Here is a 20,604-nt window from a genome sequence, read left to right as displayed (position 1 = left end):
GAGGCTTCCGCCTGACCGCTTGGCTGGCAGGGGTTGGCGAGCCGAGTCGTGCTGGGCGCGGCTGCGGCTCGGCGCGGCATGAGCGTCGTGCGGCTGCGGTCCAGCTCTCCTGGTGCTCCTTGTCGGCAGGTGGGGGCCTGACCCATGTCACCGAGCGTGGGGCCAGGAGACGTCGTGGCGGCCGTCGAGGGTGATGGTGATGCGGAACTGGTTCAGGGCGGGGGATCCGTCGTGGCGCCAGCGCAGGAGGTGGTCTTCGATGGGGTCCCAGAGGCGTTCGGGGCCCTGCCGAACGCGCTGATCATCCTCGTGGGCGGCTACTCGCCGACCGGCACCTGGGGCACGTACACGATCCCGGCGTCCTTGGTGTCGAAGGACACCTGGGGCAGGGCCCGGGCGACCACGGCCAGCGTGCCGTTCATCTCCCCGATCACGGGCGACGTTCTGGCCCCCGACGGCACGGTCCTCGGCAACCTGGGGCCCTGGATCACCGGCAGCGGCCATGTCACCGCCACCAGCGGCTTCGGCAATGCCGACTGGGCCATCGGCTCGAGCACGGACGCCGTCCACCCGACAGATCAGGGGCACGAACACATCGCCCACATGATGTTCGACGCCCTCGAGCTGATCCTGGCCGCCTGATGGCGCTCCTCACCAAGGCCACCGCCGTCGGCACACCAGGGGAGATCCGCACGATCGTCCCGGCTGGCCCCGGGTGGCGGGTACTGGTTACCGCGCCCGACGGCACCGACGCCATTGGGCGTGCCCTTTCCCAGCGCTGTTGTCGCTTGGGCGCACATCGCGGACGCGCAGTGGGCGGGCGGTAGCCGCCTCGAGCCGGTCTTCCTCGCCGACGGACGCACTTGGACACCTGACCAGTTCCGGGCAGCGTACGGCGCAGTGCTCGAGGTCAGCGTGGCCGCTGGTTTCCCCGGCTGAGTGGCGAACTGGTGTCAGGCGTTGGCTGCTTCGGCGAGTCGCCGTTGGACCTCCTCGATGAAGAACAGAGGTGCGGTCGCGCCCTGGTAGGGATGGGAGTAGTGGCAGTGGCCTGTCTCCTCATCAAATCGGAAGTACGCCGTCCACGTTCCCCTGCCGGAGTTGGATCGGATCTTTGCTTCCACGTTGAAGCCGCTTGTGGAAACACTCTTGATCTTCCACACGCTTTCTGCAGCAGCGCGCACGATGGCGGCGAACTCAAGCTCCGCGGGTGTCGGAACCCTGGCATCGAGTGACTCGTCGGTCTCGACGTCCTGGGTGGCGTAGTTCTTCTGGGCGAGCTTGATGAGCAGGCTGCCGACCGCGGCGACGGCCACGGCGCCGATGCCGAGGAGGATCTTCTTCCTCTTGGACAGGGGCTTGGCGGTCTCGACGGAGGAGGCGTTTTCGCCGTCCTCGTCGGGGGTGCTCGGGTCGGGCACGGCGGCCTCCCTTTCCGGTTCAGAAGATCGGCCGCCAGAGTAATTGGCTCGGTTCTCGTATCGCTACGGCACGGTGTCGTCTGGGGGTATCCGTCCTGGTCAGGGGCCGGGCCGGGAGGGACAACGGCGCCATGCCTGTCTGCCGTTGTTATAAGAGAACCGGGCCGTCGAAGTGCGCCAGCGCTATGACGTCGGGGTCAAGGCCTCGAGGCGGAGCGCGGCCACGGCTTCCCGGAGAGCGCGGCCGTCCAGCCGGTTCCACCAGTCGCCGTAGCGGACCAACTCGGCATCGCCGAGGCCGCGCAGCCGGGACGGGCCGGAGGCGAAGAGGATGCTGCGGTCGCGAGGGCTGTGCCCGGTCTCCCGGCACCAGTCGTGGAACGCGGCCAGGTCCCGGGCCAGCACGACGGTTCTGACGGGTGTGCGCTTCATGCCGTCACCGTAGGCGCGTTCGAGGGCCAGCATTCCCCTGCTCGCCCGCCGGGGCGGGGATGAGCAGGGGATACCGCACCCCCTCCCGACACTAGCCTGGGAATTGATCAGAAACAGGTGTCAATAGCTGCGATTCCAAGGCGGAGAAGTGACGTGAGCGGACCGAGGGATGCCGGTAACGGGACAGGACCCGACATCACGGTGCGCACCTACGACGTGCAGCCGCACCTGGGCCGTCACCTCGTGCTGGACCCGCGCACCCTGGACTACCGCCGTCCGTACGTCGGTCAGACCCTCCACACTGCCGACTGGGAACCAGCGCTGCCCGTCCTGGACCAGACGAACCTGCTCACCCAAGGCGTCCGCACCTCCCTCCTGTTCCACGGCGTGGACGACGTCGATGTCCTCGGAGCGTGCAACGCCGGCACCGCCGCCCTGGCCGCGATCCTCACCGCGGAGGAGGCCAAGGCCGCTGGCCTCGACACCACCGACCCGGTCGCCGCCGAAGAGTTCGCGATCGAGCTGTACGCCGCCGCCACGACCTGCGACCAGTGGCACGACCTGACCTGGCCCTCCCAGGACTGCGGGTCCTCGAGCCTCGGCGTCGCCCAAGCCCTCAAGGCGCGCGGCCTGATCGACCAGTACGGCACCGGCACCACCGCCGCGGAACTGTGCGCGCTCCTGCAGACCGGCCCGGTCGCGATGGGCATGCCCTGGCACGACGCCTTCACCAACGCCACCGAGCACGCCCTCCTGGACGACCTGACCGGCTGGGAAGACACCCCCGTCATGGGCGGGCACGCCGTGTGCGTCACCGCCCTCGAGCAGATCGGGCGCGACGAAACCGGCTCCCTGGTCCCCGCCCGAACGATCGTCCGCGTCCGGAACTCCTGGGGCACCACCTTCGGGGACCACGGTTCCTTCCGCATGTCGCTGGACGTCTACCAGCGGCTGCGCCGCGAGATCGACCTCATCCAGTTCCGGAGGAACCCCCGATGACGCAGTACCACGTCGCGGTCGACCACCTCGATCCCGACGACCGCGAGCTGACCACCACCTACCTCGGCACCTGCGACCAGGCCCACGTCGACCAGGTCCGCGCGATCGCCGCCCTGCCCGAGTCCGAGCGGCACCTCTTGCCGTACCGGCGCATCCCCGACGCGTTTTGTGTCCTTCGCTCCGACGGTGACTTGGACGTCTACTTCCCGGTCGACGCCGAGCCGTTCGACATTCGCGTCCCCGACCCGAGCGCGCTCCTGTACGACGACCGGGACATGCCGGAAGCCGGGTACAAGGTCACCGGCCCCGCCTACATCGACGGCGCGGTGCGCTTCGGTGACCAGGTCATCGGCGGCGCCATGGACCACCCCGAGTCCGGGCCCCGGTTCACCTGGCACAGCACCGAGTCCCCCGCCGGCAGGTCGTACTTCAACAGCGTCGCGGCGTACCTGATGCGTGTCGCCTCCGAGCCCCAGGTCATCTACGACCCGGTCTCCGACTCCCTCGGGCAGTTTGGCCCGCTCACCCAGAGCGCCCGGGCCCTGCAGAACGACGGCTCCCGCCGCACCAACCGGGAAGGCCTGGTCAACATCCAGGTGGAGGTCCTCGCCTACGCACGGTCGCCGTGGACGAAGGGCTTCGACCCGGCAATGGAGCCGAACTTCCGCAAGCTGCTCGCGGCCGGGCGCGCTTACGGGATCCCCGACGTCTGGCCGGCCGGGAACCCGCCGAAGTCCCCGGGTGGCTCCTACCCGCGGCCGCGCGGCACCTGGCAGTCCAAGCCGGGCCACTACGACCACGGCCAGGTCCCCGGCAACTCCCACACGGACTTCGGCGCGTGTGACACCGCGATCGTGCCGGGCAAGGCCACCTCGAGCCCGAAGAAGCACCCCCCGACGCCGAGCAAGCCGGCCACCCCGGCCAGCCCCAACGCCTTCCCCGGCGCCAGCCCGTTCGGCCCCGGCGCGAACAACGCCTACGTCACCCGCCTCGGCAGCATGCTCGTGACCCGTGGCGGCGCTCGCTACTACAAGGTCGGCCCCGGCCCGAAGTGGGGAGACGCCGACCGCGCCGCCACCCGCGCGTTCCAGCTCGCCCAGGGCTGGAAAGGCCAGGACGCCGACGGCATCCCCGGCCCCAAGACCTGGGACCTGCTCGTCACCGGCAAGGGCAAGAACATCCCCCCGCTGTACGAGCCGTACCCGGGCGCCACGTTCTTCCGCACCGGCCGACACTCCGCGGTCGTCACCGCCATGGGTAAGCGCCTGGTTGCCGTCGGCTGCGGCGCCTACAAGCAGGGCCCCGGCCCCGACTGGACGTCCGTGGACGCCGCCTCGGTCAAGCGCTGGCAGAAGCACCGGGGCACCCCGCAGACCGGCATCCCGAGCACGGCCGACTGGGACGCCCTCAAGGTCCCCAATGTCTGACCCCGCCCCTCGCACCGCCCCACCTCACAGAAGGAAGCACCCCATGCCCACGAACCCCGTGCTGCTCTTCGGACGCGACGCGAGCCCGCCGCCTGGCTCGCCCTGATCAGCATCCTGGTCAAGCTCGGCTCTGCGTACGTCTGGCACGCCACCGTGGAGCAGCAGGCACTGGTCAACACCGTCGCCGCCTGCGTCGTGGCCCTCGCGATCGCCGTCATCGCCAAGGACAGCGTCGGCGCTGCCCTGTGCAACCTCGCCCAGGCCGGCGTCGCTGCCCGGTGGGCTTCGGTCTGCACCTGGACGCCGACCACCAGGCCCTGTGGCTGTCCCTGGTCTCCATCGGGATCGGCGCCTGGACCCGCACCCAGGTGACCGCGCCCGTCCAGGCGAACTACACCCGAGCCGCCTGACCCTCTCGCGAACGGATCCCCGGTGAATGAACGCGACCATCACCCTGGTCGGCTCCCTTCTAGCGTTCGCGGGGTGCTGGCAACAGCGGTGGTCGCGGCACTGGGGAAGCGCGGGGAACAGGCGCTGACCGGTCTCGGCGCGCTGACGGACCAGCTCCAGGAGGAGCTGACCGCCAAGCGCGCCGAGATCACCGAGAAGAACGCAGCCCTGGCGGAGAAGGACGCGGCACTGGCCGCGGAGGCCGCCCGACGCGCCACCGCCGAGGCGGAGACCGCCCGGCTGCGCGCGCAGATCACCCAGATGGGAGGAACTCCGACGTGACCCGCAACCAGCGGGCCCTGGCCAACCGCTGGCGCTCGATCGCCACGGCGTGCGCGATTGTCGCCCTGTTCGGTCTTGGGCCATCATCTGGGCGCGGATCGACGCCGAGTCCAGCCGCGCGGACCAGTTCGCCGCCGAGGCCGACCGCCGAGGCACCGCTGTCACCACTCTCGCCGACGACGTCCGCGCCCTACGCGCCCAGATTCGGGCCCAGGGCAACACGCCCATAGCGCCAGACCCTGGCGACGCCGTGGAAGGCCTGGACGATCGCGGGACCGTGCCGGTGCCGTTCCCCGTGCCCGGCGAGAAGGGCGACAAGGGAGACAAGGGCGATCCCGGTGACCCGGGCAAGCCCGCCCCAACGCTTACCCCCGCGCCCGGCGCCTCCGGCCTGCCAGGGCAGGACGCCACCGGCGCCCCGGGCAAGGACGGCCAGGACGGCCAGGACGGGCGAGACGGCGCCGACGGCCAGGACGGAGAACCGCCCGCCGGCTGGACATGGAACTGGACCGACCAGCTCGGCGGCACCCACACCTACTCCTGCACCCCTGCCCCGGACTTCGACCCGGACGCGCCCCGCTACCAGTGCACAGTTATCTGAATCAACTCCCCCCGTTGATCGACGTGATGGTCAATGCGATCGACGAGGAGGAACACCTTGGAACTGCGACAGGAACTGATCGAGGGGCGGGCCGAGCTGCCCCGGTGGGGGCCGTTGTCCCCGCTCGGGGCGTCCACCCGCCGTACATCGTCGTGAACGCGTACGACGACGAGATCGAGGCGGCTACTACCTACCTGCGGGATCTGGCACTGAACGACTGCAGCCCGCTGACGGTACGCAGCTACGGGTACGGCCTGCTGCGGTGGTTCCGGCTGCTGTGGCTGCTGGGGGTGGCATGGGAGAAGGCGACCGAGGCCGAGGTCGCGGTGCTGGCGGGGTGGCTGCGGACGGCCTCGAATCCGCAGCGGCAGCGGACTCAACCGGGCGGACACATGCCCGGGTCGGTGAACCTCAGGACCGGCAAGCCGACGCTCCGTGCCGGATACGCGCCCAGGACGATCAACCACGCATTGTCGGTGGTCAGCGGCTTTTATGGGTTCCACGCCCATCAGGGCAACGGGCCGGTGGTCAACCCCGTCCCCATCTCGCCTCAGCGTCGACATGCCCTTGCGCACCGGAGCCCGTTGGAGCCGAGGGCAGTGGTGGGGCGGGCCCGGCTTCGGCAGAAGGTCTCCGACCGGCCGCCCCGTTCGATTCCCGACCGTCTGTGGGACGAGCTGTTCGATCGCATGGGCTGTGAGCGTGATCGCGCCCTGCTGGAGTTCTACGTCTCCAGCGGCGCCCGCGCGGTCGAACTGCTCGGGGTGGGGGTGAACGACATCGACTGGGCCGGCCAGCGGATCTACGTGATCTCCAAGGGCACCCACGAGAGGGAAGCGGTTCCGGCCTCGCCGCAGGCGTTCGTCCGGCTGGCCCGGTATCTCGACGAGGCGGGCACGCCATCACGGGGCGAGTCGGTCTGGCGAACCCGTCGCGGGAGCGATCGCCAACTGTCCTACTGGGCGATGCGCCGGATCATGCAGCGGGCGAACGAGCTGCTGGGCACGAACTGGACCCTGCACGATCTTCGGCACACGGCGGCGTCCCGGATGGCCAACGGCGGGAAGCTCACCCCGGTCGAGGTCCAGGCGATCATGCGGCACGCAAACATCCAGACCACCAGCCGCTACCTGACCGCGCGGGTGGAGGAGATGTTCGACAAGCTCGCGGAGCACTACAGCACGCCGCGGCCGACGACGAGCTACCCCACTGGGTACTCCGCGGATGACATCAAGGCGGTGTTCGGTGGCTAGGTCCAGCGCGACCACCGGTGTCAGCCGTCGGCACGGGCCCGTCGTTGAGGGGCTCACATTCCCCAGTCGCTTCGTGGGCGGTCCGATGAAGCCGCAGCCGGCGGTCTCGGAGCCGCCGCCGCGACCGCACGGAGAACTGTCTGCAGCGTCGATCAACCACATCTCCAAGCTGGCCTTCGACGTCTGGGAGGACGCTTCCACCGTCACCCGGCACCAGCGCGCCCAGGCAACCCGCGGCATCCTTCAGTACCTGTCCACCCACCCGGGCCAGACCTGGCAGGAGCGGTGGGACGCCAGCCCTCTGGGCAAGGGGCTGATCAAGGCGAACAGTCTTGGTGCCCGCAGGTCGACTGGCCTCGCGGTCACCCCGGGGGTCCGCACGCTGTTCTGCCTTCGCGTCGTCCAGCCCATGATGCTCGCCTTCCGGCAAAACCAGCTGAACAACTTCACGTCCTTGTTCATCTCCGCGCAGAACGACCCGCTGTTGGTCACCTTCGAGGAGCACATCGCCGCACAGGAGCTGCGGCTCAAGCACCAGCGGGAGGCGGTGCTCGACATGTGCACGCTCCTGACCTACCAGGGCGTCGCGCTGGCCGACGTCACGCCGGGGTCGATCCTCCAGTACGCGCACGACAACCGGCTGGCCCGCTGCCGGCTCCAGCCCGGACAACCGGCCTCAAACCGCCTCTTCGGGCACGGGATGTGGACGGCGCTGATCACGATGGGGCGGTTCCCGGCCTCCACGCCGACGACGATGCGGGCGGCGATGATGCGCGGCCAGCGGACCATCGAGGAGCTCGTCGATCAGTACGGGATCCGCGACCAGGCCGTCCGCGGCCTGCTGATCGACTACTTCGGCCGGCGCCGAGCCGATCTCGACTACTCCAGCCTGAAGCAGCTCGCGCTCCTGCTAGTCAAGCACTTCTGGGTGAAGGTCGAGCAGCTCAACCCCGGCCAGCAGGGACTTCGGATCGCACCGGACCTCTACACGCGCTGGCGCGAGACGATCCGCCTCAAGGACGACGGCACCCACCGGCGGGGCCAGGACGACATCGTCATCTCGGTCCGCAGCTTCTACTACGACCTGCATACCTGGGCTGCAGCCGAACCCGAACGCTGGGCGGCCTGGGTCGCACCGTGTCCCGTCCCGCCCGGCGAGTTCCATGGCCTGGGCGTCCGCCGGCGGAAGGGAACTGAACGCTCGGCGGACCGCACCCGGCAGCGCCAGCCGCTCCTGCCCGTCTTGGTTGACCACGTCGAGTCCCGCTACGACCATGCCCGGCTCCTGCTCGAACGCGCCGACCAGGCCGCCGACGGGGAGGAGTTCACCTTCGCCGGCACCGCCTACCGGCGGGTGATCAGCGAATCGGACCAGAAGCAGCTCCGGCACGGCGACGCCGTTCCCACCCGCGTGCTGGACCTGGACTCCGCTGAACTGAGGCACATCGGCACGGAGGAGGCCGCCTTCTGGGACTGGGCGGCAGTGGAGACCTTGCGGCACTCCGGCGTACGCATCGAGGAGCTGTGCGAGCTGACCCACCTCAGCATCCGCCAGTATCAGCGCGCGAACGGCGAGGTAATCGCCCTGCTCGTCATCGAACCGTCCAAGACCGACCGCGAGCGCGTCATCCCGATGTCGGCCGAGCTGTTCCACGTAATCGCCTCGATCATCCGGCGCCACGGCCGGCGAGGAAGGCCGATTCCGCTGGTCAGCCGCTACGACCCGCACGACAAGGTCTGGAGTGCGCCGATGCCGTTCCTCTTCCAGCGCCAGAACGGAGCGATCGGGTCGAAGATCTTCAACCCCGGCACCATCCAGCAGATGATCAGCCGACGGTGCGAGGCTCTCGCCGAGACCCACCCCGGGTTCCGCGGGCTGAAATTCACCCCGCACGACTTCCGGAGGATCTTCGCGACCGAGCTGGTCAACAGCGGTCTGCCCATTCACATCGGAGCCGCACTGCTGGGTCACCTCAGCATCCAGACCACCCGTGGCTACGTCGCCGTCATCGACGAGGACGTGATCCGCCACTACCAGGCCCACCTCCACCAGAGGCGCCAGGTCCGGCCCTCCGAGGAGTACCGGGACACCACCGAGCAGGAGTGGACCGAGTTCGAGGAGCACTTCGACCGCCGCAAGGTCGAGCTCGGCTCCTGCGGACGCCCCTACGGCACCCCCTGCCAGCACGAACACGCCTGCATCCGCTGCCCGATGCTCCACGTCGATCCCAAGATGCTCGCCCGGCTCTCCGAGCTCGAAGCCGACCTCCTGCAACGCAGGACGCAGGCCGAGGAGGAAGGCTGGATCGGTGAGATCGAGGGCATCGACCTCACCCTCACCTTCCTCCGCGCGAAGCGCGACGAGACCCAACGCCGAGCCCAGCGACCGGCTGTCCACCTCGGCATCCCCGCCCGCCGCCGCCCGCAGGAGTCCGAATGACGTTCCCCAGACCGATGCCTCGAAGCAACGAGCTGTCACCGAAGGATGACGCTCACACCCCGTTCCTCGAAGATCTCCAGGAGCAGGTCGAACAGCCCAAGCTCGCGATCACCGGCGGGCACGCGTTCCGCCAACCGCGTTCGAGCCTCGGCAGAGAACTCCCAGTGCAAGGTGAACGGAGTGGTCGCGCCCCAGTCACCTCTCAGACAGTCGTCCAGAGCGTCCAGGTTCCAGCCGAAGTATCCACCGGGCCCGTTGATGGCCTCCCCGATCGCGCAATAGAAGGTGTCCCGGTCAACGATGTGTCGGCCATCCAAGGTGAACACCTGCCCGGCAGGCGCATCGGGTTTCCCCTGACGTTGGTACTCCCGGGACCACAGGGCCACCGACAGCCACGCGTGTCGGTCCTCGGGAGCGAGTTCGTGCCACATCCCGGTGTGGTTCAGATGACCGGTGCGGACCAGCTCCCACGGCCGTTCCGCCCCGGGCAGGGCGTTCTCGCACCAGAGCATCACCGTGAGGTCGACAAGACCGGCACCACTGGCGGACGGCTTGACGTCAATGACAGTGACCTCGTTGACGAAGTAGGACCCCATGGTGGCACCGTCACCGTCGAGGAGCTCGAACCAGGCGTTCCCCGCCACAGCACGCCGACTGCCGACGTGGTCAACGCACCTCAGTAGGCCACCCTGCGGGAGGCAACCCGCCAGGCGCACTCGGCGCGCTCCTTCCTCATCCGGCAGAGGCGTGAACAACCCCTCCGCTTCCTGAGCGAAGCCCCAGAAGTCGCTGTCGTCCTCGTCCGAGGTCAGCGCGTACTTCTGCCCCTCGCCACCCCGCCTTGATGTTCGCATCGCACCCCCATTGAGAGCGCCGATCTTACCGACGTGTGGGGATCTGCCCTGCGGTCGCCGGCGCCACCACCCCTGACCCCATCCCATCCATCTCGGAGGCCCTTTGACGAGTCACATACCCACCTTCACCCGTGAGAGTGAAGTGCAGAGAAGCACCGAGACGTCCAAGCAGGAACCCACACCGGACCCCAGTCCCAGCAACGGCCTGAACTTGCTCGGCATGGCCATCGACCAGCGCCGCCGCTACTGACCCTGCCGCGGGGGCCTGCACCGGCCGCACGGGCTGAGCCCTGCGCCCAAAGCCTCGAACAGGCTGATCGTTACCGGGCTCCCCGGGTGGCTGTTCAGCGTCCCCTGACGGCAAGGCAGGTTCGTCCCCGCGTGGTACAGGGTTCCGCGTCCCTGGTCACCGCTGGGCTTGTCCCACCAGGCTGACACGACCACCGTCGTATCCATCTGCTTGAGCTGCTCCTGCACTTGCTCCAGCTCAACCTGCAGCTGACGCTGGCGCGCGCCAAGCCGCGTGCGTACTTCGGTCAGAGTCTCCACGTACCCCTCGAACCTTCCTAGTCTTGAGCCGGCTCACGCAGGCCCTACGAGTAGTCGCCGGCGATGCCCTTCTTCACCTTCGACAATTCCGGGCCACTGTTGACCGCAGGTACCGGCCAGTGGAAGACCGCGCCGGATCCGTCGGTGTAGGACAGCGTCCCGCCGCGCTGCGCGTCGGTCAGGTCGAATACGAACGAGTCCCACTGATAGGTGCCGGCCTCCACCATGCCGCCGCCGTTGAACCCCATCGGCACGATGCTCGAGGCGTCGTTCTCACCCGCGTCCAGCGCCTGCCCGTCGGGCGCGATCCACTTCTACCCGCCGCCCTCTATGGGCGTGGATGCCGCGGCCGCCGTGGAGCCGCTGGCCCGGTCCTTCACGGTGACAATGGCGTACAGGCCCTTGGCTGCGGTGTAGCCCTGTGCGGACGTCGTGTAGAGCACGGTCGACGGCGTCACCTCGAGGTCCCCACCGCCCGGCCCGTCGATCGGCGACTGCGCGCCCACCGTCTTGGCGGTCTTCCCCCACGCCAGCTTCGTGGTTCCGGCCGTGCCGTCGCCGCCGGTGCCCGTCTTGTCGGCGCAGTTCTCCATCCACGTCGCCTGGTCCAGGCTCTGGTCGGAGCAGTTGACGTCCGAACCGGCGGTGCTTGAGGACGCGACCTTCGTGGGCTTCGCGCCCGGGCTCTTTGCGGTGTCTTCTCCAGTGCTGCCGCAGGCGGTGAGTATGGCGAGCAGGATGGCCGCGGCCGCAGCCATGCGGGTGGTGCGGATTCCCATACTGGTCCCCCCCAGTTGGTGCAGTGCGAACGTGCCACGGTAGATCGTCGTGAAGGGGTCGTGAAGGGGAGTGACCATCCTGTGACAGGGCTCCGACGTGCAACATCGCTCCCGGTGTCCGGCAGAAAGCGGCAATAAATAACAGGCCGAAAGCGCTGCACACGGTCCCGAGCGCCGCCGGTTTCCGCCGCAGCGCTCACAGACCTGGCCACCTACATCACACACTTGCGGTTTCCCGAGCCTGGCCAGACCTTGAGCTGTGCGAGATGCCCACGTGGCGTCCAAGACCGAAGGCATCCAGCCCTATCCGCAACGGCTGTCGAAGGCACAGGCGGACGCCGTGGTCGCTGCTGCGGAGCTGGTAGCCGACCCAGAGCATCGGGACGCGCATCAGTGGATCGTGCGAAGCGGCACCACGGTGATCGGGTACGTGGTCCCCTCGTACGGCGGGACCTCACGGTCAGGTCGCAACGGGTGGGTGGGCCGGCTGAACGGCATGGACGGCCCCCGGTGTCGGACTCGGCAGGAGGCCTCGGTGGATTTGCTCGGCCGCTGGGTGCGCCTGGTAACCGCGGCATCGCGCTGACGGAACCCTGAATCACTGTTCGTCGTCATGAATGTGGGCGTCGATACTTGCCTGCAGCGCAGCCATCAGGTCCACGACGTCCTCAGGCGGCGGGGCCGTCGCTGTCGACGGCAAAGCCGTTCCCTCCCGCTTCGAGGCGACCAGCTCCGTCATGGCGTCTCGGTACCGGTCGCGGAGTGCTGCCAGGTCGAAGTCGGCCGACAGTGCGTCCATCAAACTGGTGGCCATCTGGACTTCCTGCGGCCGAACCGTGACGTCGGCCGGCGGCGCGAGACCCTCAGCGGGCCGTACTTCTTCGGGCCAGGTCATCGTCTGGAGGACCAGGACGTCGTCCCGCACCCGCAGCAGCGCCAGCTGCTCTTTGCCGCCGGCGCGCATCGTCACCTTGGTGACGGCCGCCTGGCCGGTCTGCCTCAGCGCGTCGCGTAGGAGGACGTACGGCTTGGCCGCCGAGGTGTCGGCCCCGAGGTAGTACGCCCGGGAGAGCTGGACGGGGTCGATCGCCGCGGCGTCGACGAACGCCACGACGTCGATCGCCTTGATGGACGGGAGCGGGAGCTGGGCGAGGTCGTCCTCGGTGAGGACCACGGTCCGGCCGTGTGGATCGGTGTATCCGCGGGCGACCTGAGCGAGGGGGACATCACGGCCGCACACCTCGCAAGTACGGCGGAGCCGGATGCGTCCGCCGTCTTCGGCGTGGACCTGGTGCAGCGCGACGCTCTGCTCCTCCACGGCGGAGTGGAGCGTCACGGGGATCGTGACGAGGCCGAACGTGATCGCAAGGCGCGCAACGGTCTGAGGCATGCCCTTATCGCACCCGGCAGTGCCATGCCCCGCATTCCGTGCAGGCCAAATGGTGCCACGGCCCAGGTAGCCGCAGGAATAGAAAGGGGAGCGCGCCGTGTCGGTAGCCGCCTGTACGGTGATCCTCTAGCCACACCAGGGGGAAGCCGTGACGGCCGCACTCGATCCACAGACAGCAAAGCGACTGGCCTTCCTGCGCCTGGTATACGACCAGGGAGTGCAGCAGTCTCGGCTGCCGGCCCCTCTGAATGCGACAGCACTGCTGTCGTTCCATGACTCGGTCGAACTGTTCATGGTTCTCGTAGGTGACCATCTGGGCGCGCAGCTGGACAGGAGGACCAATTTCCTGGACTACTGGGAGCGGCTCAAGAAGGCCCCCAACGGCGTCCTCCTGAGCCAGATCGCGGGCATGCGTCGGCTCAACGATCACCGCAACGGTCTGAAGCACGCGGGCAACTTGCCGCTCCCGGACGTCCTTGACCAAGCGCGCACCGACACCAGAGCCTTCTTCGACGAGAACGTGCCCCGGGTCTTCCCCCACGTGTCGTTCGACTCCATCGACATGGCCGACGTCATTCCGCAGGAGGACGTACGCGCCATAGCGAAGGCAGCCAGCCAGCATGCGGCCAGTGGGCAACGGTCCATGGCGATGGTCCTGTTGGCACGAGCTTTCGCTTCGCTACCGGGAAACAGCCGTGTCATGCGCGAATTCGGGCGGACTCTTCGCCGCGATCCCTTCTTCACCGGACGTCTCGAGAGTGCCTTCCGGAAGGTGGACCGCGACACCTCACGTATAGGAACGCGCCTCGGTCACGTCAGTGAAGCCGTGGTCGACATACAGGACGCCATGCGCATCATGTCGATCGGCCTGGACTTCCCGCAGTACGTACGCTTCCGGGGGCTGCTCCCAACGATCTGGTCGCAAGACGATGAGCAGGACGCGAAGATCGCACAGCACTACAACGAGAGCGGCCGAGTCGTCGACCAGGAAGAATTTGAGTTCTGCCGCCAGTTCCTTGTGACGGCTGCTCTGCGGGTTGCCGAGGTAGAGGCGCATCGGCAACTCCCTTCCTGGCATCGGCAGGTAGCCTCGGATCATGTCGACTGACGCGACGCAGACGCCGCCTCCACTGGCCGAGGAAATCGACGCCATGGCGGAGTTCATCCACCACCGCCTCGAGCCTATGAAGAACCCCGGCCTCCGACGCGTCCTGAACCCGGACTCCGACGAATCCCGGACGGTACGGGCGCTCAGCGACACCGTCACGTTCATCCACGCCAACGCCAAGACCGCGTTCCGGCAAGGAGAGCCCGGCAACGCGAAATGGCCGCGCTTCCACCTGGCTAAAATCGCTCAGCAGTGGAATGACCACCCCGAGTTTCGCCCGGAGTGGAACCGGTGAACGCTCCTGTCCGCCTGGATGAGGTCTGGGCGTTCTGCGTCGCCCGGCTGGACGACGATGCCGCGGCGGCGGGCGCGGCCGTCCCCGGTCCCTGGCGAGCCTTCCCGTACGACCAGCAGGACGAAGCCAGCTGAGTCGCTTCGGTTGGCACCGGCGACGACAAGCCGGACGGTACCCAGGATGTGGTTGCCCCTGGCTGGGAGGGCGGTGGGTGCTACCGCGTGGCTAACGCCCGGCACATCGCGCGGCACCACCCGGCCCGGTTACTGGCCGACGTCGCTTTCAAACGGGCCCTTCTGGATGAGCACCGGCCGGCCCTGGCGGCCGCCCAAGTGTACGGCGAGGTGAACACCCATGCTGGTGTGCCACATCGACGGCGACGACTGCCCATTCACCCAGGGTCTTGCCGCGGTGTACGACGACCACCCCGACTACCAGGAAGCCTGGCGGCCGTAACCGGCACGGATCCGTGGTTCTTGAGACGCACGATGCGGGGGCCGCCCTTATGGTGAGGACGGCCCCCGTCTGCGTCACCCGCTGGTCAGTGGCGGATGATCCACCACGCCACGATCAGGTCGACCGCGACGAAGCCAGCCCGGTACGCGGCTCCCTTGAGGGCCGAACGGGTCATGTCGCGATAGTGATGCTTCGCCCATCCGCGGATGCGGTCGGCGGCCTTCTTGAGCCGTAGGCTAGACTCCTGTACTACATGCTGAATACGCATGGAGCGTTCCCTTCTCTGATCAAACGGATCGGGATCGCGCGCAGGGAGTCCTTCGACCGGGGCCTAGGAAACCAGTGGTCGAGAGCAGGACTCCCTTTGCGCTGCCAGCATCCTAAGTCCTGCGGCTGCCAATATAAGAATCAGCTTGGTGAAGTGAGCCCCCGTCACCCTGGCGCGAGGCGGCGGATCGTCTCTGCCAGGTCGAGGACGCACGAGTCAGCGCGATGTCGTTCGAGGTTCCTGTAGACACCCCACGCGCGGGCGTGACGAGCATCACCAGGAACGGCAGGCGCCTGACCTCCAACTTCGGCCGACTGGCGGGTGTCTCCGTGCCGCGAAGCGCTAGGGACCTTCTCCCGGGTGCTCCCGGGCGCGGGGTAATGAGCATGAGGCGATGCTGCCAAGCAACCCTGACAGACGAGCCGCCCGGGCACCGCTACTTCTGGGTCTTGTTGCGCTTCTGCGCTTCGAGGTACATCTCAATGGCTTGTGCTTGCTGCTCGGGGGTGAGCAGCGGTGTGGCGGTCGCGGTCGGCTTCGCCGGGGCGGGGGTGGGGGTGATGAGCCAGCGGGAGCCGAACAGGGCGAGCCCGAGCGCGCCCAGGACGATCCCGAAGGTCATCTGGGTCTCGGCGCTGGACTTGTCCTCCTCGGCGGCGGCGTACTCGTCTTCCTGCGTGCTCTCGAAGTCAAGGACGCGGCCCCACACGGCGGAGCTGTTCTGCTCGAGCCGGAACTCGGCGTCCACGTTGTTGTCGTCGCCGATGAGCCAGATGATGCCGCCAAGGACGGCGAGCGCCAGGCCGGCGAGGGTCAGGATGCGGCGATTACGTCTGGGGTCGGTCACAGCGATGCTCACGGACGTTTCCTCACTGCTCGGTGGTGTCGTAGATGGCGGCGGTGTCGTCGGCCTTCGTCAGCAGGCCCTCCTCGGCGAGCTGGCGAAGCAGGGCGCGCGCTCGCTTGTGGTCGACGTCGTGTCCTGCGGCGTGCAGGACTTCGACGACCCGCGCGGGGTCCCACCGGCCTCCCTCGTCAGTGACGGCGGTGGTCAGGGTCTCGCGCTGGCTGCTGTTCAGGCCATGAATGGCGGTGTAGAAGGTCTGCACGAGGTCGTCCGGCATGCGGTAGCCGACGACTTTGCCGAAGCCGGGGCCCTGCGGCTCGATCGGGGAGGGCATGTTCTCCGGCCACAGGCCGCGGAGGAAGCCGCGCTGCAGGGCGCGCTTGAGGGCGGCGCTGTGACCGCGGAGGCTGGAGTTCGGCTCGGCGCGCAGGTCGTCGGCGGGCACGTAGCCGTCGCGGGCGACTGCCTCGAAAACGATCTTGCGGGCGCGTGCTGGCAGGGACCGGTAGTAGCTTTCGGCGCGCGGTACGGTCCAGGTGGCGTCGATCTCGACGTGCGCGGAGTGTTCGGCGAGCAGAGCCAGGAGGCGGTCCTGGAAGTCGCCGGTGGGTTGGTCGATGGTGACCGTGATCTTCACGGAGCCCTCCCGTTACAACGAACCTGACTAGACGTCGGGCTTACGTGGACGACGGTAGCGCCGCCCCACAGGTCTGTCAGGCGTCTACTCAGGTTTGGCGAAACGAGCGGCAAGGAATCGAACAGGTCGAACGCTTCGGGTGACCCAGAAGCCTCGTTCATCCCTAACTGATCAGTAGCCCCGTATAATCTCCCTTATACAAGGCAGCCTTGAAGGGTAGCCCAAGGAGGGGAATCACTCGATGGCCAACACCATGCCCACCGCCGACGACGTCCAGTCGCTGCACGCCTTCATCATGGACCGCGCCAACGAGGACTGGGCGGCCGCCCAGGAACACCGAGCCGCCACCGCCGAGGAATCCGCTGCAGAAGACGAGGCCCTCGCCCGCTTCAACCGCATCTCCAACTCCCACAAGCTCGCCATCACCTGCACCGCCGCGTACGTACTGGACCTCCTGAACAACGAAGGCGACGACGAGCAGACAGAACTCGCCTGGGACCACATGACCCAGGCGGGCGAGCAGTGGAAGGACCACCCCGGCTTCCTCCCCGCCTGGCAGAACGCCAAGATGGCCCAGATCCGTCAGATGATCGCGGGCGGCTGACGCCATGGACGCGGAGGAGGAGGTCGTCGACGCCGAACTGGTCGACGACCTCCTGCCCGCACTCCCCGATCCCGCGGTAGCCGCACGCCCTCTCATCGACCGTCACACCATGCTCCGTCCTGCGCGCCCGTCCCGACCACCGCGGACGCGCCCCGCTACACCGAGGCCGACTTCCGTATCTCCCAGGACACCGCCGACCTCCTGAACGACGCGCCCCCGGAGAACACCTCTCGCACCTACGCCCACGCCCGTAAGCACTTCAAGGCATGGTGCGAAGATCAGGGCCGGGTCCATCTCCCGTGCACCACCGCCACGTTCGTGGAGTACGTCGGCCACCTCGTGCGACAGGACAAGGCACCGTCCACCATCCAGGTCGCCATGTCCGCCATCCGCACCTGGCACCCGGACGGCCAGCAGCCCGGCACCAAGGACGCCGGCGAGGCCCTGCGCAAGCACGCCCGCGACTGGGCCCGCCGCCGGCGCCCGAAGAAGGCGCCCGCCATCCGGTCCGACACGCTCCGCGCCATGGTCGCCACCTGCTCCAGCGGACGGCCGAAGGACGTTCGGGACGCCTGCCTCCTGGTTGTCGGCTGGGGCATGCTATCCCGTCGCAGCGAGCTGGCGAACCTCGCCCTGGACGACCTCGCCGTCGAAGACGACGGCGTCACCGTCCACGTCGCCTACTCCAAGACCGACCAGGCCGCCAAGGGCGAGTCGACGTTCGTACCGGCCTGCCCGGACGACCCGGCCCTCTGCCCCGTGACGCGCACCCGCGCCTGGCTGGACGAACTGCGCCGCCTGGGGGTTACCGAGGGCCCCGCGTTCCGGGCACTTGCCCGCGGCGGCAACCTGGCCACCCGCGCCGGTGTCGCCCGCGGCGACTACATGACCCCCGACGCCATCGGGGCCGTCGTCAAGGAGCGCGCCAAGCTGGCCGGCGTTCCCGATCCGTCACGGGTCACCGCCCACGGGCTGCGCAGGGGACCCGCGCAGGAGATCGCCGAGGCGGGCGAGGACCCCACCGCCCAGGGCCGCTGGACTCCCGGCTCACCGACTGTACGCAAGCACTACGTGGAGCCCGCCCAGGGCAAGACCCGCAATCCCATCGCCGCTCTGCGTCGCAAGCAGGCCGAACAGCAGGAGACGGCATGACGGTCCACGAGGACCTGGCAGAAGGCATCTGGGAAGACATCCGAAAGCAGCCGGAGGAAGCGGCCGCCGTGTTCAGAGTGCAGAACATGCACATCAACGGTGACCTGGATCAGGATGTGATCCGGAGCGCCTACGCAGACTCACTGGGTAGCTCCGCCCGGTTCCGCCCCGCCCGGTGGCCGGTCTACCAGACGGCTGCCTTCGCTTTCCTGCACGCCCTCATCGGCGGCGGCGACGTGGCTTACGTCCCCATCCGGACCGGAGGAACGCCCTGTCCGGACGCTGATCGGGTGGGTAATGCCGCACTACTTGCCCGTACCTGCCCGCCTTTCTCGGCTGAGCTGGACATGGGGCAGAATGGCGCTGACTGCGACGGCACGCTGCGGTGGGACAAGACCATCGAATTGTCCCGGGGCACCGGAGCTTTCTTCTACCAGGACAACTGCCGGAACCGAGGGCAGTCCCGTCTGGAGTGCCGGACCACCTACCAGCCCCGTTCCGCACCTCTAGAAGCAACGCCGTTCAGTTAAGGGTTGGGTCGGGGTGTCAAGGGCTGCTTGTGAGCATGTTGGTGCTGATGGTGGCCTTGTAGGTGGTCCGGTCGATGGCGGGTCCGCGTGCGTTGTATTTGGAGATCGCTCGTTTGACGATGCGGTCTTTGGTGCGGACCCGCCGGGCGGGCAGGAGGTGGGCCAGGACGTGGCGTCCGATGGCTCCGACCAGGTCGATCATGGTGTCGGCGGTGATGCCGGCGGCCAGGACCAACTGGTCTCGGGCTGCGGCGAGGGCGGTGGTGAAGCCGGCCCGGTCCGGGTCGGTGTCCGGGACGCTGTCGGTGGCGTCCGTCATCGCGGTCCGCAACGCCTGGTAGGCAGTCAGCAGTGCCCACACCTGCTGCTCGATGCCGTCCGGGGTGTGGGCCCGCAGGACGTGTCCGCTCAGGATCGTGGACTTCAGTTCCGCGTAGGCGGTCTCGATCTCCCAGCGTTCGTGGTAGAGACGGATGAGTTCGCCGGCCGGGTGCGTCAACGGGTCGGTGAGGGTGGTCAGCAGCCGGTAGTGGCCAGTGCGGGTGCCCTGGGATGTGGTGATGCTGATCTCGGCGTCGATGACGCGAACGGTCAGAGTGCCGAGGCGGGCCAGTATTGAGCCGTCGCGGCATCGGGCCACCGGTGGCAGGTTCCGGCCGGACTTGCAGCGCACCAGCAGGTCCGCTCCGGTGGCCGCCCAGCTGTTCAGCAGTGCGGAGGCGGCGAAGTTCCGGTCTCCCAGCAGCAGCATCCCCGCCCGTAGGTCCACCGCCAGGCGGCGGGCGTATTCCAGCTCGCCGGTGCTGGCCGGGCCGAAGGTGGCCCCGATCACCGACCGGGTCCCGCAGGCCACCAGCGCGGCCAGCCGCAGTTGCGGATACCCGGCGGTCCCGTTGCCGAGCCGCTGCCGGGTGAACACCGCGAGGTTGGCCTCACAGTCCGGGACCGGTAGCAGGGTGCCATCGATGGCGACCACCCTCAAGCCCCGCCACCATCCCGCGGCCGCCGTCGTGGCCGCAGGGCCCCTGACCAGGTCGAACAAGGCTTTCATCGGTGCTGGTCCCAGCCGCTGGCGGGCCTGCCGTAACGCGCTGCCGCTGGGCCGGGCCAGTGATAGGCCCGCCAGCCCGGCACACAGCCGGTCGAAGACCTGCCGGTAGCCCAGCCCGGTGAACAGCACTCCGGCCAGCAGGACGTAGACCGTGACCCTCGCCGGCACCAGGCGGACCCTGCGCTGCACCGTACCGGTCTGCGCCAGAACCGCATCGACCATCTCGAACGGCACGATCCGGGTCAGCTCGCCGATATGCCCTGTCGCGAACACCCCGGCCGCTACCCCGCCCGGTCTTGTTATGGCAGCCTGTTCCAACAGCGGAGCTCCTGTGGTGAGGATGTCTTGGAGGACAAACCTCTTCTACAGCAGCTCCGCTGCCTCGTTCACGAGCCTTGACGAACAGCCCCAACCCTTAACTGAACGGCGTTGCCTCTAGAAGTCGGCGACTCGTGGCCCTCCCGCACCCTGATGCACCTGTGGCAGTACGGCACCGTCGCTCGGTGGCCCTACGGTTCCGAGTTCATCCTGCTGTTCATCAACTTCGGAGGGGGCCGGCAGCGCGGAGCACCTTCGACTGGTGACAGCACGCCTGATGCCAGTTCTGCGTACGCTCCCCTTCAACGCCACAGGCAGGGAGGGCACACCATGAAGCGTCAAGAGCGCGCCAGGTTAGCATCGGTGCGCGTCCTGGATGCCACGGTGGCGGCGGCCGCGGCCGGCGACCGGTTCGGGCCGGTGCGGCTGCGGCAGTTGCGGATGACCGTGCGCCAGGTGGA

General features: G+C 68.3%; 25 protein-coding genes. 16 read left to right on the top strand and 9 right to left on the bottom strand.

The window, feature by feature from the left end; genetic code table 11:
• Window positions 1-174: 174 nt before the first annotated feature.
• A complete protein-coding gene (locus OG937_10745) occupies window positions 175-642 on the top strand; it encodes a hypothetical protein (GenBank protein WUD72132.1) in 468 nt (155 codons plus the stop codon).
• 311 nt (window positions 643-953) lie between these two features.
• On the opposite strand, the gene OG937_10740 is transcribed toward OG937_10745, so the two are convergent.
• Window positions 954-1,421, bottom strand: a complete 468-nt coding sequence (locus OG937_10740; GenBank protein ID WUD72131.1) for a hypothetical protein — start codon at window positions 1,419-1,421, stop codon at window positions 954-956.
• 183 nt (window positions 1,422-1,604) lie between these two features.
• On the bottom strand, window positions 1,605-1,853 hold the full coding sequence (locus tag OG937_10735; GenBank protein ID WUD72130.1) for a hypothetical protein: 249 nt from the start codon (window positions 1,851-1,853) through the stop codon (window positions 1,605-1,607).
• A 201-nt stretch (window positions 1,854-2,054) separates the two neighbouring features.
• Between OG937_10735 and OG937_10730 the strand changes: the two genes are divergently transcribed.
• From OG937_10730 to OG937_10700, 7 genes are all read left to right on the top strand, one after another.
• Window positions 2,055-2,852 (top strand): hypothetical protein, encoded by a 798-nt coding sequence (locus OG937_10730; GenBank protein WUD72129.1) that lies wholly within the window; start codon window positions 2,055-2,057, stop codon window positions 2,850-2,852.
• Window positions 2,849-4,279, top strand: coding sequence for a peptidoglycan-binding protein (locus tag OG937_10725; protein WUD72128.1), 1,431 nt, complete (start codon window positions 2,849-2,851; stop codon window positions 4,277-4,279). Before OG937_10730 ends, OG937_10725 begins: the two co-directional genes overlap by 4 nt.
• 278 nt (window positions 4,280-4,557) lie before the next feature.
• Window positions 4,558-4,689 (top strand): hypothetical protein, encoded by a 132-nt coding sequence (locus tag OG937_10720; GenBank protein WUD72127.1) that lies wholly within the window; start codon window positions 4,558-4,560, stop codon window positions 4,687-4,689.
• Window positions 4,690-4,762: 73 nt separating this feature from the next.
• Window positions 4,763-5,011 (top strand): hypothetical protein, encoded by a 249-nt coding sequence (locus OG937_10715; protein ID WUD72126.1) that lies wholly within the window; start codon window positions 4,763-4,765, stop codon window positions 5,009-5,011.
• Between the two features lie 49 nt (window positions 5,012-5,060).
• Entirely contained in the window at window positions 5,061-5,612 is a 552-nt protein-coding gene (locus OG937_10710) for a hypothetical protein (protein WUD72125.1), read from the top strand.
• A 23-nt stretch (window positions 5,613-5,635) separates the two neighbouring features.
• Complete coding sequence (locus OG937_10705; GenBank protein WUD78701.1) at window positions 5,636-6,865, top strand: tyrosine-type recombinase/integrase; 1,230 nt, start codon at window positions 5,636-5,638, stop codon at window positions 6,863-6,865.
• A gap of 85 nt (window positions 6,866-6,950) precedes the next feature.
• Window positions 6,951-9,305: a site-specific integrase gene (locus OG937_10700; protein ID WUD72124.1), complete on the top strand. Its 2,355-nt coding sequence runs from the start codon at window positions 6,951-6,953 to the stop codon at window positions 9,303-9,305.
• A 35-nt stretch (window positions 9,306-9,340) separates the two neighbouring features.
• On the opposite strand, the gene OG937_10695 is transcribed toward OG937_10700, so the two are convergent.
• The 3 genes from OG937_10695 to OG937_10685 form a co-directional block, all read right to left on the bottom strand.
• Window positions 9,341-9,901, bottom strand: coding sequence for a barstar family protein (locus OG937_10695; protein ID WUD72123.1), 561 nt, complete (start codon window positions 9,899-9,901; stop codon window positions 9,341-9,343).
• An 851-nt stretch (window positions 9,902-10,752) separates the two neighbouring features.
• Window positions 10,753-10,956, bottom strand: a complete 204-nt coding sequence (locus OG937_10690; GenBank protein ID WUD72122.1) for a hypothetical protein — start codon at window positions 10,954-10,956, stop codon at window positions 10,753-10,755.
• A gap of 66 nt (window positions 10,957-11,022) precedes the next feature.
• Window positions 11,023-11,487 (bottom strand): hypothetical protein, encoded by a 465-nt coding sequence (locus tag OG937_10685; protein ID WUD72121.1) that lies wholly within the window; start codon window positions 11,485-11,487, stop codon window positions 11,023-11,025.
• 274 nt (window positions 11,488-11,761) lie between these two features.
• Between OG937_10685 and OG937_10680 the strand changes: the two genes are divergently transcribed.
• The gene (locus OG937_10680; protein WUD72120.1) at window positions 11,762-12,073 is read left to right on the top strand and encodes a hypothetical protein; all 312 of its coding nucleotides are present in this window, start codon (window positions 11,762-11,764) and stop codon (window positions 12,071-12,073) included.
• A gap of 12 nt (window positions 12,074-12,085) precedes the next feature.
• On the opposite strand, the gene OG937_10675 is transcribed toward OG937_10680, so the two are convergent.
• Complete coding sequence (locus OG937_10675; GenBank protein WUD72119.1) at window positions 12,086-12,877, bottom strand: Ku protein; 792 nt, start codon at window positions 12,875-12,877, stop codon at window positions 12,086-12,088.
• Between the two features lie 148 nt (window positions 12,878-13,025).
• Here OG937_10675 and OG937_10670 point away from each other — a divergent pair, with 148 nt between their 5' ends.
• The 4 genes from OG937_10670 to OG937_10655 all read left to right on the top strand — a co-directional run bounded on the left by OG937_10670 (window position 13,026) and on the right by OG937_10655 (window position 14,736).
• Window positions 13,026-13,985, top strand: a complete 960-nt coding sequence (locus tag OG937_10670) for a hypothetical protein (GenBank protein WUD72118.1) — start codon at window positions 13,026-13,028, stop codon at window positions 13,983-13,985.
• Window positions 13,975-14,280 (top strand): hypothetical protein, encoded by a 306-nt coding sequence (locus OG937_10665; protein ID WUD72117.1) that lies wholly within the window; start codon window positions 13,975-13,977, stop codon window positions 14,278-14,280. The genes OG937_10670 and OG937_10665 overlap by 11 nt, the downstream gene beginning before the upstream one ends.
• Complete coding sequence (locus OG937_10660) at window positions 14,277-14,414, top strand: hypothetical protein (GenBank protein WUD72116.1); 138 nt, start codon at window positions 14,277-14,279, stop codon at window positions 14,412-14,414. The genes OG937_10665 and OG937_10660 overlap by 4 nt, the downstream gene beginning before the upstream one ends.
• A 220-nt stretch (window positions 14,415-14,634) precedes the next feature.
• Window positions 14,635-14,736: a DUF6221 family protein gene (locus OG937_10655; protein ID WUD72115.1), complete on the top strand. Its 102-nt coding sequence runs from the start codon at window positions 14,635-14,637 to the stop codon at window positions 14,734-14,736.
• 704 nt (window positions 14,737-15,440) lie between these two features.
• Here the strand turns inward: OG937_10655 and OG937_10650 are convergent.
• Window positions 15,441-15,863 carry a hypothetical protein gene (locus OG937_10650; protein WUD72114.1) on the bottom strand — a complete coding sequence of 141 codons (423 nt, stop codon included), beginning with the start codon at window positions 15,861-15,863 and terminating at the stop codon, window positions 15,441-15,443.
• Window positions 15,864-15,873: 10 nt separating this feature from the next.
• The gene (locus tag OG937_10645) at window positions 15,874-16,488 is read right to left on the bottom strand and encodes a hypothetical protein (GenBank protein ID WUD72113.1); all 615 of its coding nucleotides are present in this window, start codon (window positions 16,486-16,488) and stop codon (window positions 15,874-15,876) included.
• Between the two features lie 241 nt (window positions 16,489-16,729).
• Between OG937_10645 and OG937_10640 the strand changes: the two genes are divergently transcribed.
• The 3 genes from OG937_10640 (at window position 16,730) to OG937_10630 (ending at window position 18,774) form a co-directional block, all read left to right on the top strand.
• Window positions 16,730-17,092 carry a hypothetical protein gene (locus OG937_10640; GenBank protein WUD72112.1) on the top strand — a complete coding sequence of 121 codons (363 nt, stop codon included), beginning with the start codon at window positions 16,730-16,732 and terminating at the stop codon, window positions 17,090-17,092.
• A 318-nt stretch (window positions 17,093-17,410) separates the two neighbouring features.
• The gene (locus OG937_10635) at window positions 17,411-18,244 is read left to right on the top strand and encodes a site-specific integrase (GenBank protein WUD72111.1); all 834 of its coding nucleotides are present in this window, start codon (window positions 17,411-17,413) and stop codon (window positions 18,242-18,244) included.
• On the top strand, window positions 18,241-18,774 hold the full coding sequence (locus OG937_10630) for a hypothetical protein (GenBank protein WUD72110.1): 534 nt from the start codon (window positions 18,241-18,243) through the stop codon (window positions 18,772-18,774). The genes OG937_10635 and OG937_10630 overlap by 4 nt, the downstream gene beginning before the upstream one ends.
• A gap of 16 nt (window positions 18,775-18,790) precedes the next feature.
• Here OG937_10630 and OG937_10625 read toward each other — a convergent pair whose 3' ends face one another.
• The gene (locus OG937_10625) at window positions 18,791-20,143 is read right to left on the bottom strand and encodes an IS4 family transposase (GenBank protein WUD72109.1); all 1,353 of its coding nucleotides are present in this window, start codon (window positions 20,141-20,143) and stop codon (window positions 18,791-18,793) included.
• Window positions 20,144-20,604 lie beyond the last annotated feature (461 nt).

The sequence above is a fragment of the Streptomyces sp. NBC_00510 genome (assembly GCA_036013505.1).
Classification (GTDB): domain Bacteria; phylum Actinomycetota; class Actinomycetes; order Streptomycetales; family Streptomycetaceae; genus Actinacidiphila.
Note: the sequence above shows the minus strand (reverse complement) of the source record. Positions and strands in the feature narration are given on the sequence as shown.

Excerpts from the sequence above, each read along its gene's own strand:
- OG937_10735 (WUD72130.1), bottom strand. The coding sequence starts at position 1,853 with ATGAAGCGCACACCCGTCAGAACCGTCGTGCTGGCCCGGGACCTGGCC.
- OG937_10725 (WUD72128.1), top strand. The coding sequence starts at position 2,849 with ATGACGCAGTACCACGTCGCGGTCGACCACCTCGATCCCGACGACCGC.
- OG937_10690 (WUD72122.1), bottom strand. The coding sequence starts at position 10,956 with ATGGGGTTCAACGGCGGCGGCATGGTGGAGGCCGGCACCTATCAGTGG.
- OG937_10695 (WUD72123.1), bottom strand. The coding sequence starts at position 9,901 with ATGGGGTCCTACTTCGTCAACGAGGTCACTGTCATTGACGTCAAGCCG.
- OG937_10685 (WUD72121.1), bottom strand. The coding sequence starts at position 11,487 with ATGGGAATCCGCACCACCCGCATGGCTGCGGCCGCGGCCATCCTGCTC.
- OG937_10675 (WUD72119.1), bottom strand. The coding sequence starts at position 12,877 with ATGCCTCAGACCGTTGCGCGCCTTGCGATCACGTTCGGCCTCGTCACG.
- OG937_10665 (WUD72117.1), top strand. The coding sequence starts at position 13,975 with ATGTCGACTGACGCGACGCAGACGCCGCCTCCACTGGCCGAGGAAATC.
- OG937_10700 (WUD72124.1), top strand. The coding sequence starts at position 6,951 with ATGAAGCCGCAGCCGGCGGTCTCGGAGCCGCCGCCGCGACCGCACGGA.
- OG937_10655 (WUD72115.1), top strand. The coding sequence starts at position 14,635 with ATGCTGGTGTGCCACATCGACGGCGACGACTGCCCATTCACCCAGGGT.
- OG937_10630 (WUD72110.1), top strand. The coding sequence starts at position 18,241 with ATGACGGTCCACGAGGACCTGGCAGAAGGCATCTGGGAAGACATCCGA.
- OG937_10640 (WUD72112.1), top strand. The coding sequence starts at position 16,730 with ATGGCCAACACCATGCCCACCGCCGACGACGTCCAGTCGCTGCACGCC.